This is a genomic window from Pseudarthrobacter cellobiosi, assembly GCF_023913815.1.
Lineage (GTDB): Bacteria > Actinomycetota > Actinomycetes > Actinomycetales > Micrococcaceae > Arthrobacter > Arthrobacter cellobiosi.
The window spans coordinates 148,061-161,719 of sequence record NZ_JAMXBK010000022.1 but is presented as its reverse complement, the minus strand read 5'-3'; the positions used below and the strand labels follow the sequence as shown (position 1 = coordinate 161,719).

The following is a 13,659-nucleotide window of genomic DNA, read 5'->3' as shown; positions in this document are numbered from 1 at the left end:
AGTTGCGGCCAGAGGCAGGCCGCACGTTTCAGGAGTGTCATGGCCACCCGCCGTCCCAAAGTTCCCAAGGCCGCGTCGAGGCATCAGGCCACCACGGACCCAGCCAGGGAAGACGCCGGCATCATCCGCGCCGATTTTGGCGGTACAGCCAGCAGCGCAAAGGGCGGGAGCATGGGCAAGACCGGAACGGCGTCCAGCGCCGGAACGTCCGCATCGGGCACCAGGCTCCCGGCAAGCAAAGGGCAGGGGAGCGGCCACAACGGTAACGCCACGGGCAGGACATCGAAGCCTGACACCACGCCGGATGACAGCCAGCCGGTGCCCGCCAAGGCGTTCTCCGGCCGCATGCTGGCACTGGCGGTGGTCATGATTGCCATCACCATCATGCTGGCCCCCACCGTGAAGATCTTCTTCGACAAGCGGGCCGAGCTCGCCGCCCTCAGCGCCGATATTGCCGCCCGCCAGGCCGAGCAGGACGGCCTGCGGCAGCAGATCTCACGGTGGCAGGATCCGAACTACGTGAAACAGCAGGCCCGCGACCGCATTAACATGGTTATGCCGGGTGAATCCGGCTACTGGGTCTTCGGCAGCGATCTGCCGGCCGGAACAAGCAGTAGCCTGACCGCCACAGCAGCACAAGACCCCGCCGATCTGCCGTGGGTGGATTCCCTGTGGGAGTCCATCAGGCGTGCGGCCACAGACTGAACAGCTAGAGGAAGGATGGCCCGCGCCAGTGGAAGAAAACACGGCGACTGCGCCGGAGAAGTCCCGCCAGCCATCAGCACACGATCTTGAAGTACTCAGCAGGCAGTTGGGACGGCCGGTGCGCGATGTGGTGGAAATCCCGGCGCGCTGCGTCTGCGGCAACCCCCTCGTTGCCGCCACGGCGCCGCGGCTGAGCAACGGGACCCCGTTTCCCACCACGTTTTATCTGACGCACCCCGTCATCACTTCGGCGGTTTCCCGGCTGGAAGCTGCCGGGCTGATGAACGACATGAATGAACGCCTGAGCGCCGATGAGCCCCTCGCGGCCGCCTACCGTGCAGCGCACGAGGACTATCTCGGAGCCCGCGCGGCCATCGGCGAGCGTTCCGGCATCGGCGCCGTCCCGGAGATTGACGGCATCTCCGCCGGCGGCATGCCCACCCGGGTCAAATGCCTCCACGTCCTGGTGGGCCATTCCCTCGCGGCGGGTCCCGGCGTAAACCCGCTGGGGGATGAGGCCATTGCCGGCATCAGTGAATGGTGGACAACGGACCGCTGCTACTGCGACGGCGCCTGGGACACCGCAGGGGAGGCCCCGTCAAAGGATCTCAGCCGCCACGGACCCCAGGGCCTGCCGGAGATCGTGGGCCGGCCCGCTCCGGTCCGCAAGACCGCAAGCGCTGACGGGGCAGGGGCATGACCCGCGTCGCCGCCATCGACTGCGGCACGAACTCGCTCCGCCTGCTCATCGCCGACATCGACCGCAGGAGCGGGACAGCGAAGCTCGCCGACGTTGTCCGCGAAATGCGGGTTGTCCGGCTGGGCCAGGGCGTGGACGCCACCGGCGAATTGGCCCCTGAGGCGCTGGAGCGCACCTTCGCAGCCACGGCGGATTACGCAGCCATGATCCGCGAGCACGGCGCCGAGTCCATCCGTTTTGTGGCAACCTCGGCCAGCCGGGACGCGCGCAACCGCCAGGTCTTTGTGGACGGGATCCGGGAACTGCTGGGCGTTGAGCCGGAGGTCATCTCAGGTGATGAAGAAGCTGCCCTGTCCTTCGCCGGGGCCAGCAGCGTGCTGCCCATCCTTGACGGGGAGCAGGTGCTGGTGGTGGACCTCGGCGGCGGCAGCACGGAGTTCGTCCTCGGTACCTCCGCCGGTGTCACGGCCGCCAAGTCCGTCGATGTCGGCTGCGTCCGACTCACCGAACGGCACCTGCAGGACGATCCGCCCACGGCGGAGCAGATCGCCGCCGCGGAAGCCGACGTCGACGCCGCCATTGCCCGGGCGGGACTGGATGTTCCGCTGGAACGCGCCACCGCCGTCGTCGGGGTGGCCGGCTCGATCACCACCATCACCGCCCATGCCCTGCGGCTTCCGGAGTATTCGCCGGCGGCGATCCACGGGACGGAATTGTCCATCGGCACCATCACCGAAGCCGCCACCGACCTCCTCCACATGACCAGGGGAGAACGTGCCGAACTGGCGTATATGCACCCCGGCCGCGTCGACGTTATGGGTGCCGGCGGGCTGGTGTGGCGGCGCATCCTGGAGCGGCTGAATGAGCTCACCGCGGGCCGGATCGTCACGGCCACGGCCAGCGAACACGATATTCTTGACGGAATTGCCCTGAGCATCCACTAACCAGGCCATCAGCCAACCAAGCATGGGAACCCACATGACCAGAGCAACAGCACGGTTCCGCCGGGCCGCGTCAGCTCTCCTGGCGATGACCCTTGCAGGCGTCAGCCTGGCCGCAGGACTGACCCTGGCGCCTGCGGCCAGGGCCGACGCTGAACGGGACAAACAGTACTGGCTTGGCGAATCCGGAATTACGAAGGCCTGGGAGGTTTCCAAGGGCGCCGGTGTCAAGATCGCGGTGATCGACAGCGGCGTGGATGCCCAGCACCCTGACCTGAAGGGCGCCGTCACCGGAGGCTTCGACGCGTCCGGGGCCGGCAGCCCCAACGGGCAGAAAAGCCTGGGGGTCAAGCCGGAACACGGGACCCTGGTAGCCACCATACTGGCCGGTCGCGGCCACCAGCCGGCCGGCGCCACCCCCTCGCCCAGTCCCGGCCAGGCTGCTGCCAGCGGACCGGACGGCATGATTGGCGTGGCCCCTGAAGCTGAGATCCTGTCCGTCTCAACGTGGCTGGGTTCGGCCAACCCCGCGGGCAAGAGCGATCAGGACCAGATCCCGGAAGCGGTCCGTTGGGCCGTGGACAACGGGGCCAAAGTCATTAACATTTCGCTGGGCAGCGCCACGCCGCAGTGGCCCCAGAGCTGGGATGCTGCCTTCCTCTATGCCGAACAAAAAGATGTGGTCATCGTGGCCGCCGCCGGAAACCGGATAGGCGGCAACCTCCAGGTGGGAGCTCCAGCCACCATCCCCGGCGTCCTCACGGTCGCCGGCCTGGACCGCAAGGGCACAGCGAGCGTCGACTCGTCCTCCCAGGGGATCAGCATTGGTGTGGCGGCCCCGGCAGAAAACCTGCTGGGCGGGCTGCCCGGCGGCGGCTACGCAGAATGGGCGGGAACGTCCGGAGCTGCCCCGATTGTTGCCGGCGTGGCCGCACTCATCCGCTCCAAGTGGCCGGAGATGAGCGCCAAGCAGGTCATCAACCGGATCGTCAGCACAGCCAAGGATGCCGGTCCTGCCGGAAAAGACCCGCTGTACGGCTTTGGCGTGCTGAACGCGGAGGCCGCCCTGAAGGACTCCGTCCCGGAAGCCGCCGCCAACCCGCTCGGCTCCATCTCGGACTGGATCCGCGTCCACCGCCGCGGCAACCTTGGTGCGCCGGCGCCGGTGCCCACCGACGAAGTGGCCAGTGCCGTTCCCACGCTGCCCGAGCCCACTGTGCCCGCGGCGGAGGCGCCCTCACAGCGTGACAGTGCCGTTGGCGCCGCCGTCGTGATCGGTTCGGTGATCCTCTTTGTGGTGATCATCGGGGCAGCAGTCTTCCAGCTCCGTCGGGCGGCCAGAAACCCCGGAGCGGCGCGCGAGGAACCTGATACCGGCGCGTTCCAAACCGTTGATTCAGGTGGCAAAACGTAGTTAGTGAAGATTTTCACAAACTGTTGTATCCTTAAATCATGGCAACCACCCCAGAGCTCCAGGACCGTCCCAGGGTACTCGTCGTCGGCGGCGGGTACGTCGGCCTGTACGTAGCACTCAAACTGCAGAAGAAGATCGCGAATGCCGGTGGCATCGTCACCCTCGTGGATCCACTGCCCTACATGACTTACCAGCCCTTCCTGCCCGAAGTGGCCGGCGGCAACATCGAGGCCCGCCACGCAGTGGTCTCGCACCGCCAGCACCTGAAGCAGACTGAACTCATCCAGGGCAGCGTCACCTCGATCGACCACGCCAACCGCACCGCCGTCGTGGCGCCTGCGGATGGCGGAGAGCACATCGAGATCCCCTACTTCGACATCGTGGTGGCCGCAGGCGCCATCACCCGCACCTTCCCCATCAAGGGACTGGCGGACAAGGGCATCGGCCTGAAGACCATCGAAGAGGCTGTGGCCCTTCGCAACAAGGTGCTGGAGCGCCTCGAGGCCGCGTCCACCATCGCGGACCCCGCTGCCCGCGCCAAGGCACTGACATTCGTGGTTGTCGGTGGCGGCTTCGCCGGCATCGAGTGCATCACCGAAATGGAAGACCTGGCTCGCGCCGCGGTCAAGAACAACCCCCGCATCCGTCAGGAAGAAGTACGCTTTGTCCTGGTTGAAGCAATGGGCCGCATCATGCCGGAGGTCACGGCACCGCAGGCCGAATGGGTTGTGGAGCACCTCCGCAGCCGCGGCATCGAGGTCCTGCTGAACACTTCCCTGGACAGCGCTGAGGGCTCCCTGAAGCTCATCAACCTCCCGGACAAGTCCCTCGCCCAGGAATTCGAAGCCGATACGCTTGTCTGGACTGCCGGTGTGCAGGCCAACCCGATGATCCGCTCCTCCGACTTCCCGCTGGAACCGCGCGGACGTGTCCGCGTTCTGCCGGACCTCCGCATCGCCGGCGATGAAGGCATCATCGACAACGCCTGGGCTGCCGGCGACATCGCCGCCGTGCCGGACCTCACGGGCAGCGGCCTGCCGGACGGCACCTGCGTCCCGAACGCCCAGCACGCACTGCGCCAGGCCAAGCACCTCGCCAAGAACCTGTGGGCTTCGCGCTGGGACAAGCCCCTGAAGGACTACAAGCACAAGAATCTGGGTGCTGTGGCCGGTTTCGGCGAGTGGAAGGGTGTCGCGAACATCAACCTCGTGGGCCGCATTGGCCTCAAGGGCCCGCTCGCCTGGCTGGCCCACCGCGGCTACCACGGCATGGCCATGCCCACCATGGAGCGCAAGGTCCGCGTCATCATGGGTTGGATCCTCGCGTTCTTTATGGGCCGCGACACCACCCAGCTGATCGACCTCGATAACCCGCGCGGCGCCTTCGTGGCCGCTGCCACGCCGGCTCCCAAGCCTGCAGCGGCTGCGCCTGCCCCGGCAGCCAGCACGCCGGAGGCATCCGCCGGAGCAGCCCAGCAGGGCTCGGCAGAAGCCACCAGCGTGGACCCCAAGCAGTCGGTCACCGCGGACGCCAAGTAACACTGGCATCCTGACACAGCATTTGTAACGCCCGACGGCGGCTGTCCCCTTGAGGGGGGATAGCCGCCGTTTTGCGTATCCAACGGGGTGTCCCTTCTAGACTGGCACCATGACTGGCGAAAAGAACCTCCAGACCCTGCTGGCAACACTGAAACCGGTACTGCGGGAGGGGGAGTACGTCTACGTCCTGTGGCCGCATGGCAGGCCGCTCGAGCCCGGCATCGAAGCTGCCGTACGTGAGGCCGGGGGCCTGACGGTCGTCCTGCCGCGGGAAAGGGCAGACAGCCTGGGGCTGCACTACGACTTTGTGGCGGCCTGGATCACTCTGGAAGTGCACTCTGCGCTGGAGGCTGTTGGCCTGACCGCCGCCGTCGGGAAGGCCCTGACCGACGCGAAGATCAGCTGCAACGTGCTGGCCGGCTTCCACCACGACCACCTGCTGGTGCCGGTGGCGGACGCGCCACGCGCCGTCGAAGCCCTAGCTGAGCTGTCAGCGGCAAGTCGAGACGTGCCGCGGCCCGAGCTGCTGCTCAGGAACGAGACGGCTGCGGACAGGGACAAGATCCTCGCGTTGACGGGCGAGGCGTTCGCGGTCTCTCCGGTCACGGGCCTGCCGGTGGCCGGGGAGCCCGAGGAAGTGGACGTGCTCCGCCGGCTCTTCGAGTGCGAGGACTACCTGCCCGAGTTCAGCGTGGTGGCGGTGCTCGACGACGAGATAGTCGGCCATGTGATCAGCACGCGGGGCTGGGTGGGCGACTACGGGTTGCTGGGGCTCGGGCCCATCGGTGTGACACCAAGGCTGCAGCGCCATGGGATCGGCACTGCCCTCATGAACGACACCATTGCCCGGGCCAACGCGGCGGGGGAGGGCGGGATTGCGTTGCTGGGCAGCACCGAATACTACCCGCGCTTCGGCTTTGTCCCGGCTGCGTCCTTCGGCGTCCTCCCGCCCGACGAAGCATGGGGCGACCGCTTCCAGCTGCTCCCGCTGGCCGTCTGGCCCGGCGGGGTCCACGGGACGTTCCGGTACGCCGGACCGCTTGCGGGCGAATGACGGGATACCATTGACCGGGCGCCCCAGTAGCCCAATTGGCAGAGGCAGCGGACTTAAAATCCGCGTGTTGTGGGTTCGAGTCCCACCTGGGGTACAAATTCTCCCTCCGGCGCGCCTGCGCTGCGCCCACTCCTGCCGCCTTCCAGTACCCCAGCCAGACGTCAAAGGACCACCGCGTCCCTTGATTTCGCATATGCAACGACTGTTATAAGGATGTGACCTCAGTCACTTATATCCGTAGCAGATATGCATTAGCTTGAAGTTAAATCAGGAACACCTGATCATCCGCGTCAAAGGCCGTTCGCACCTTTCGATCCAGGAGATTGTCAATGATTTCACTCCCCCCGAGGGCACCCCGTCTTGCTAAGCTCACAGCGCTTAGTGTCGGCGTCGCCTTTCTGGTTACAGCCTGTGGTGGTACCTCCACCCCGAGCTCGACAGAAACCACCACGTCAGCAACTGGGATCTCCTGCCCCGCTCCCGGCGCGGCTCCCGGAAGCACAGCGCAGGCCAGCGCTGGAGGCGCTGTTCCGCAGGCAACCACCATCACGGAAACGCCGCTCAAGCTGGGTTCGCTGCTGCCCACAACCGGTTCGCTGGCGTTCCTTGGCCCGCCCGAAATCGCAGGTGTCAACCTTGGCGTCAAGGAAATCAATGATGCCGGCGGCGTGCTGGGCAAGCCCGTAGAGGTTATTCACCGCGACTCCGGTGACACCAAGACCGATATCGCCACCCAGTCCACCACGGCATTGCTTGGCTCAGGCGTCAGTGCGATTATCGGTGCCGCGTCCTCCGGCGTTACCAAGACGGTCATTAACCAGATCACCGGCGCCGGTGTCCTTCAGATTTCGCCGGCCAACACCGCGCCAGAACTGAGCACTTGGGACGACAAGGGCCTCTACTGGCGCACAGCTCCCTCAGATGTGCTCCAGGGTAAGGTCCTCGGCAACTACATGGCTGCCTGTGGTGCGCAGACTCTGGGCATGATTGTCCTGAACGATGCTTACGGCACGGGCCTGGCGAAGAACGTCAAGTCCGCATTCGAGGCAGCAGGCGGCAAGGTTGTCGCCGAGGAGCTGTTCAATGAGGGTGACTCCCAGTTCAGCAGCCAGGTGGACAAGATCATCGCAGCCAAGCCCGACGCCTATGCCCTGATCACTTTCGACCAGGCCAAGAGCATCATTCCGCTCATGACGGGCAAGGGCGTCAAGGCAACGCAGATGTTCCTGGTTGACGGCAATACGTCGGACTACAGCAAGGACTTCCAGGCAGGCACGCTCAAGGGCACCCAGGGCACTCAGCCCGGCACGTTTGCCAAGGATGACTTCAAGAAGGCGCTTCTTGCGCTGGATCCGGCACTGAAGACCTACAACTACGCCGGCGAGTCCTATGATGCCGCGAACCTGACGGCGCTGGCGGCCGAAGCTGCCAAGAGCACGAAGGGAACGGATATAGCCGCAAAATTGAAGGAAGTCTCCCAGACCGGCGAGAAGTGCAACAACTTCGCCTCCTGCGTTACCCTGCTCCGCAACGGCAAGGACATTGACTACGACGGTCAGTCCGGTCCTGTGACCTTCTCAGACGCGGGGGATCCGACTGAGGCCTACATCGGCATCTACGAGTACGACGACACCAACAAGCCGCTGCCGTCCAAGGAAGAATTCGGCCAGCTGTAAGCCGCTTCCACAGACGCACAGAAGCCCCCGTCCAGTTCGGACGGGGGCTTCTGTGCGTCCGGGCGAGGCCGGAGCCCAGGGCGGCACGCAAAGGGGGCCGCCACCGGCTGGTGACGGCCCCCTTTCGTGTTCCGGGACGGGCGCCGGAGGCGGGAAGCCCCGCCTAGGTTTCGTCGGCCAAGGTTCCCAGGTAGAGCTGGATGACCTTCGGATCCTTCATAAGCTCCCGGCCCGTGCCTGTGTATGCGTCCTTGCCCTGGTCAAGCACATAGGCGCGGTCGCAGATCTGCAGGCAGCGGCGCGCGTTCTGCTCCACCATGATGACCGATACGCCTGCCCGGTTGATCTCGTGGACCCGCAGGAATGTCTCATCCTGCTTGACGGGGGAGAGGCCTGCCGATGGCTCATCGAGCAGCAGGACGGCCGGTTCCATCATCAGGGCCCTTCCCATGGCTACCATCTGGCGTTCGCCACCGGAGAGGGAGCCCGCCCGCTGGGCACGGCGCTTGCCGAGCTCAGGGAAGAGGCTGGTGACGAAGTCAAACCGTTCGCCGAAGTCCTTGGGCCGCTGGAACATGCCCATCTGCATGTTCTCCTCGATGGTGAGGGTGGAAAACACGTTGTTGTTCTGCGGGACGAACCCCACTCCCTTGGAAACGAGCTTGTTGGCCTTCAGCCCCGTGATGTCCTGGCCGCGCACCACAACGGTGCCGGAATGGACCTTCACCAGGCCGAACATCGCTTTAAGCAGCGTGGACTTGCCCGCGCCGTTGGGGCCGATGATGCCGATCAGTTCGCCTTTGCGGGCTTCGATGCTGCAGCCGTTAAGGATGTTCACGCCGGGAAGATACCCGGCCACAAGGTCGGTTACCTTGACGACTGAGTCGTGCGATGCTGCGGTGCTTGCGGCGGGCGCCGGGCTGATGGCACTCATTCGGTGTCCTTCTTCCTGGATCCGGGCTCGTCGGATTCCGCGGCGACGACGTCGAGGGCGATGAAGCCGGCGTTTTCGGTGCCGACGATGGACTCCTCGTCGGCTACGAGTTCGGCTGCAAGTTCCTTGATTCCCTCGGCGTCGCCCAGGTCGACGTCGTGGTGCGCGCCCAGGTAGGCGTCGATTACCGCGGGGTTCTTCATGACTTCACCTGGCGGGCCTTCAGCAACAATCTTGCCTTCGGCCATCACCACCACCCAGTCGGCAATGTGTCGAACCATGTTCATGTCGTGTTCAACGAACAACACGGTCATGCCTTCTGCTTTGAGGTTTTTGATGTGGTCAAGGAGGGACTGGGTGAGTGCCGGGTTAACACCCGCCATGGGTTCATCCAGCATCACCAGCTTGGGCCGGACCATCAGGGAACGCGCCATTTCCAAAAGCTTGCGCTGCCCGCCGGACAAGGACGCCGCGTAATCGTCCTTCTTGGCGTCGAGCTTGAACTTCTCCAGCAGGACGTCTGCCTGTGCGGTTATCTCTTTTTCCCGGCCGCCCCACATACCCTTGAACAGCGCCTTGGAAAGCCGCTCACCGGGCTGCTCCGAACCGCCAAGGCGCATGTTCTCCATGACCGTGAGTTTGCCCATGACCTTGGTGAGCTGGAATGTGCGCACCATGCCCATCCTGGCCACTTTGTACGGTGTTACCCCGGCCAGGCTGTTTCCTTCAAACTGCCATTTGCCGGAGTTCGGAGTATCGAAACCGGTGAGCAGGTTGAAGAGTGTAGTCTTGCCGGCACCATTGGGGCCGATGAGCGCCGTGATCTTGTGGCGAGGGATCTCGAGGTATTCGACATCCACGGCGTTGATGCCGCCGAAGGTGCGGGTGACGTTCTCCGCCACCACGATGGGGTCCCGCTTTTTGCAGCCGGGAGCGGCCTCCCCGGCCGCGATCGGGCGGTCATCCGTCATGTAATCGACGTTTTCCTCTGCTGAGTTTCCGCTGTGCTTGGTCATGCGAACGCCAGCTCCTTCTTGTTGCCAAAGACGCCCTGCGGCCTGAAAATCATCAGCAGCATCAGGGCTATGCCTACCAGTATGTAACGCAGTTGCCCGGCCTGGACTGTGTTCAGCCAGGTCACTGCCCCGGATTCAATCAGTCCGTACAGGATGCCTTGGGTGAGGGACAGCACCACCCAGAAGATCATCGCGCCGACGACGGGTCCCAGCACCGTGGCGAGGCCGCCGAGCAGCAGGCAGGTGTACAGGAAGAACGTTAGCTCCGTGCCGTAGTTGGCCGGCTGGACTGCGCCGCGGGGGAGCGTGAAGATCATGCCCGCCAGTGCTCCGAGCACACCTCCTATGACCAGGGCCTGCATCTTGTAGGCATAGACGTTCTTGCCCAAAGAGCGGACGGCGTTCTCGTCTTCGCGGATGCCCTTGAGGACACGGCCCCAGGGACTGCGCATCAGGAGCCACACGAGGGTGCAACAGACGATGACTAGTCCCCAGCCGACAACGCGGATGAAGAAATCCCTGTTGTTCATGCCGAAGTAGGATCCCTCAGGGAAAGGGTTCATTGCATAGAACCCGCCCTCGAAGTTGGCCAGTCCGTTGGCGGAACCCGTTACGGCGGTGAGCTGGTTGGTGGTGACGATGTAGCGGACGATTTCCGCAGCGGCGATGGTGACAATCGCCAGGTAGTCAGCCCGGAGCCGTAGCGTTGGGATACCCAGCAACAGGGCAAAAATGGCCGAACAGATAATGGCGATGAGAAGTCCGACAAAAAACGGAACGCCGAATGTGAGGGTGGAGATGGCAAAGCCGTAGGCTCCCACGGCCATAAAGCCGGCCTGGCCGAAGTTCAGCAGGCCCGAGTAGCCGAAGTGGACCGCGAGACCGAGTGCGGCAAGCGCGTAGGCCGCCGTCGTCGGGCTGAACAGCTCACCGGCAGCGCTGGAAAGTATGAATCCGAAGTCCATGGCTGTCTCCTAACCCACGCGCTCGCGACGGCCCAGGATGCCCTGGGGCCGGAACAAGAGGACAACGATCATGATGAACAGTGCTCCCACGTATTTGAGGTCGGCGGCGAGGCCGAACACGGTGGTCAGCTCCACGAAGATGCCGACGATGATTGATCCGATCAGGGCACCAAAGACTGTGCCGAGGCCGCCGAGGGTCACGCCGGCGAAGATGAGCAACAGGATCTGGGAGCCCATGTCGAAGGTGACACCAGGGCGGTAGTACGCCCACAGAATGCCGCCGAGGGAGGCCAGCATGCCGCCGGCCACCCAGACGATGCGGATCACGTTGTCGACGTCGATGCCGGAGGCGGCGGCGAGGGCCGGGTTGTCGGCCACCGCGCGGGTGGCCTTGCCCAACCTCGTCTTCAGCAGAATGATGCCGACCAGGGCAATCACCACAGCACTAATGATGAGGGACCACAGATTATTGGGCGAGATGGAGACGGGGCCGAGCTGGATTTCCGCACTCTGTGCATAGGGCAGCTGCTGGGTGGCTCCGCCGAAGTAGAACTGGATGACGTAGCGGACGGCCAGGGCGAGGCCGATGCTGACGATCATCATCGGCACCAGGCCCGTCCCGCGCCTGCGCAGCGGCTTCCACAGGCCAGCGTCCTGGACGTAGCCGAACAATCCGCCGCCGAGCAGGGAAAGGATGATCGCCAGCCAGAAGGGAAGGCCAACAGCGTTGAACGTGAAGACGAGCACGGCGCCGAGGGTGACCATTTCACCGTGTGCGAAGTTGGTCAGTCCCGTGGTTCCGAAGATCAGGGACAGCCCGACAGAGGCGAGTGCCAGCAGGAGTCCAAAGCTGAGTCCCGCCACAAGCCGGTTGAGCAGGTTCTGGCCAAAGTCCTGTTGCTGGACGACGATGCCCTTGCCAAAGGCGAAGATCACCGAGAGGTTGGAGGTCTGGCTGAACGTGACACTGCGGGGATTTTCCTGGCCGTCCGCGAGCTTTATGCCTTCCGGCAAGGTTGATTCGTCCAGCTCGATCTCATAGGTGCCCTGGACAGGGACGCCGATGCTCCAGGACCCGTTGGCCGCGGATTTGGCGGTCCCTTCGAAATCCCCGCTCCTGGCGGTTATGGTCACATCCGCGATGGGGGCGCGCGCGTCATCCCGAAGGAAGCCGCTGATGTTGTTCTGGAAGGTCGTAATCGACGGGGATGGTGTCGGAGACGGCGAAGTGGCTTGTGATGCCGGGGCGACGACGAGCAGAATCGCCACGGCAGAGGCAAAGACGGCCCCTATCACTTTCAGCAATCCGCCCGGCCGTCTGTGCGGCAAGCCTTTGGGTGTACTTCTCAAAATCAAATCCTCCACTTGGGTGGGGTGGCCAGGGATGCGCCATTGCAACCACTGCAAACGTCACGGGACGGATGGTGGTGCTTTCTGCAGGTTGGGGGCCTGATTGTGATATCCGTCACCGTGTGTGGTTTATGTTACAGCTCGTCAGAGGCAAATCTTAGGCTGGGGGGAGGTCGGCTGGTAGCGATCGCATAACAACTGCGTTACAGCCATGGCGCATTGGCAAAGTGTTCGCGAAGAAACTTCTGTTGATCAGCAGTATTCCCCGGGGAGCGGCCTGGCCTACGCGCGGCCCGGCGGCGCGTGCGACCGTCCACTCGGATGCATCACGGTTGCGTTTCGGCGCCATGGACGGGGAACTTATTGGGGCGTGAGCGCGTAGATATTGGTAGCGTGGTTCGTAAGTCACGACTCAACCCTTTACTTGGAGGACACCAGCAATGGCACTTGGCGGAAACCCGATCTTCAACGGAAAGAATTTCCGTGGAGCAACGCAGGCACCGCGTGTCCCGCAGGCACCCTACGGACAGGCACAGTATGGCCAGCGGGCTCCCGGCCAGGTCATGGATCCCCAGAACGGTTGGGGCCAACAGCAGAACATGACCGATGAGCAGTTGCGCCAGATGTACAACAAGCCGGCCGCAGGTCCCGCGGACACCGGCCGGATGACGTACGACGACGTCATCGTCAAGACTGCTGCCTGCCTCGGAGTCCTGCTGGCCGGTGCCGCGGTGACCCTGTTCGTCAGCATGGGGCTGGCCAGCATCCTGATGATCATCGGTGCGCTGGGCGGCTTCGTCCTGGCACTGGTCAACACGTTCAAGAAGCAGCCTTCGCCAGCCCTGATCCTGGCCTATGCCGGGCTCGAAGGCCTGTTCCTCGGCGGCCTCACTCGCGTGCTTGACCTGATGTACCCGGGAGTCGGCTTGCAGGCCGTCATCGGCACGCTGTCCGTGTTCACCGTGACGCTGCTCCTGTTCAAGAGCGGCAAGGTGCGCGCCTCTCCCAAGGCCATGAAGTTCTTTATGATCGCCCTGGTGGGTTACGGCCTATTCTCCGTGGTCAACCTGGTCATGATGATGACGGGTATGACGACGGAACCCTTCGGCCTGCGCAGCGGCATCATTGGTGTTGTCATCGGCATCCTGGCCATTGGCCTGGCCGCGTTTTCCCTGGTCATGGACTTCACCAGCATCGAAGCCGGTGTGCAGAGCGGCGCTCCGCAGCGCTTCTCCTGGACCGCTGCCTTTGGCCTGACGGTCACCCTGGTCTGGCTCTACGTGGAGATCATCCGCGTCCTGGCGATCCTCCGCGGCGAGGACTGACAACAAACCCGGCGTCCGCCGTCGTAATCTCAACTCAAGAA

12 protein-coding genes and 1 tRNA gene are annotated in these 13,659 nt (G+C 64.1%); 9 read left to right on the top strand and 4 right to left on the bottom strand.

Going from position 1 to position 13,659, the window contains the following annotated elements; genetic code table 11:
* Positions 1-39 precede the first annotated feature (39 nt).
* The 8 genes from NG701_RS08635 to NG701_RS08600 all read left to right on the top strand — a co-directional run bounded on the left by NG701_RS08635 (position 40) and on the right by NG701_RS08600 (position 8,028).
* Positions 40-705, top strand: coding sequence for an FtsB family cell division protein (locus NG701_RS08635; protein WP_252566455.1), 666 nt, complete (start codon positions 40-42; stop codon positions 703-705).
* Between the two features lie 28 nt (positions 706-733).
* Positions 734-1,405 (top strand): DUF501 domain-containing protein, encoded by a 672-nt coding sequence (locus tag NG701_RS08630; protein ID WP_104060972.1) that lies wholly within the window; start codon positions 734-736, stop codon positions 1,403-1,405.
* A complete protein-coding gene (locus tag NG701_RS08625; protein WP_252566452.1) occupies positions 1,402-2,349 on the top strand; it encodes a Ppx/GppA phosphatase family protein in 948 nt (315 codons plus the stop codon). Before NG701_RS08630 ends, NG701_RS08625 begins: the two co-directional genes overlap by 4 nt.
* A 34-nt stretch (positions 2,350-2,383) precedes the next feature.
* On the top strand, positions 2,384-3,760 hold the full coding sequence (locus tag NG701_RS08620; protein ID WP_252566450.1) for a S8 family serine peptidase: 1,377 nt from the start codon (positions 2,384-2,386) through the stop codon (positions 3,758-3,760).
* A gap of 38 nt (positions 3,761-3,798) precedes the next feature.
* Entirely contained in the window at positions 3,799-5,298 is a 1,500-nt protein-coding gene (locus tag NG701_RS08615; protein ID WP_252566447.1) for an NAD(P)/FAD-dependent oxidoreductase, read from the top strand.
* 109 nt (positions 5,299-5,407) lie between these two features.
* Positions 5,408-6,352, top strand: a complete 945-nt coding sequence (locus NG701_RS08610; protein ID WP_252566444.1) for an N-acetyltransferase — start codon at positions 5,408-5,410, stop codon at positions 6,350-6,352.
* A gap of 20 nt (positions 6,353-6,372) precedes the next feature.
* Positions 6,373-6,446 (top strand) — tRNA-Leu (locus NG701_RS08605).
* A gap of 235 nt (positions 6,447-6,681) precedes the next feature.
* Complete coding sequence (locus NG701_RS08600) at positions 6,682-8,028, top strand: ABC transporter substrate-binding protein (RefSeq protein WP_252566441.1); 1,347 nt, start codon at positions 6,682-6,684, stop codon at positions 8,026-8,028.
* 163 nt (positions 8,029-8,191) lie between these two features.
* Here NG701_RS08600 and NG701_RS08595 read toward each other — a convergent pair whose 3' ends face one another.
* From NG701_RS08595 to NG701_RS08580, 4 genes are read right to left on the bottom strand one after another with little or no spacing between them, the layout of a single operon-like run.
* Positions 8,192-8,962: an ABC transporter ATP-binding protein gene (locus NG701_RS08595; RefSeq protein WP_252566438.1), complete on the bottom strand. Its 771-nt coding sequence runs from the start codon at positions 8,960-8,962 to the stop codon at positions 8,192-8,194.
* On the bottom strand, positions 8,959-9,978 hold the full coding sequence (locus tag NG701_RS08590; protein ID WP_252566435.1) for an ABC transporter ATP-binding protein: 1,020 nt from the start codon (positions 9,976-9,978) through the stop codon (positions 8,959-8,961). The genes NG701_RS08595 and NG701_RS08590 overlap by 4 nt, the downstream gene beginning before the upstream one ends.
* Complete coding sequence (locus NG701_RS08585) at positions 9,975-10,943, bottom strand: branched-chain amino acid ABC transporter permease (RefSeq protein WP_252566432.1); 969 nt, start codon at positions 10,941-10,943, stop codon at positions 9,975-9,977. Before NG701_RS08585 ends, NG701_RS08590 begins: the two co-directional genes overlap by 4 nt.
* 9 nt (positions 10,944-10,952) lie before the next feature.
* The gene (locus tag NG701_RS08580; RefSeq protein WP_252566703.1) at positions 10,953-12,236 is read right to left on the bottom strand and encodes a branched-chain amino acid ABC transporter permease; all 1,284 of its coding nucleotides are present in this window, start codon (positions 12,234-12,236) and stop codon (positions 10,953-10,955) included.
* A 497-nt stretch (positions 12,237-12,733) separates the two neighbouring features.
* Here NG701_RS08580 and NG701_RS08575 point away from each other — a divergent pair, with 497 nt between their 5' ends.
* The gene (locus tag NG701_RS08575) at positions 12,734-13,618 is read left to right on the top strand and encodes a Bax inhibitor-1/YccA family protein (RefSeq protein ID WP_252566429.1); all 885 of its coding nucleotides are present in this window, start codon (positions 12,734-12,736) and stop codon (positions 13,616-13,618) included.
* Positions 13,619-13,659 lie beyond the last annotated feature (41 nt).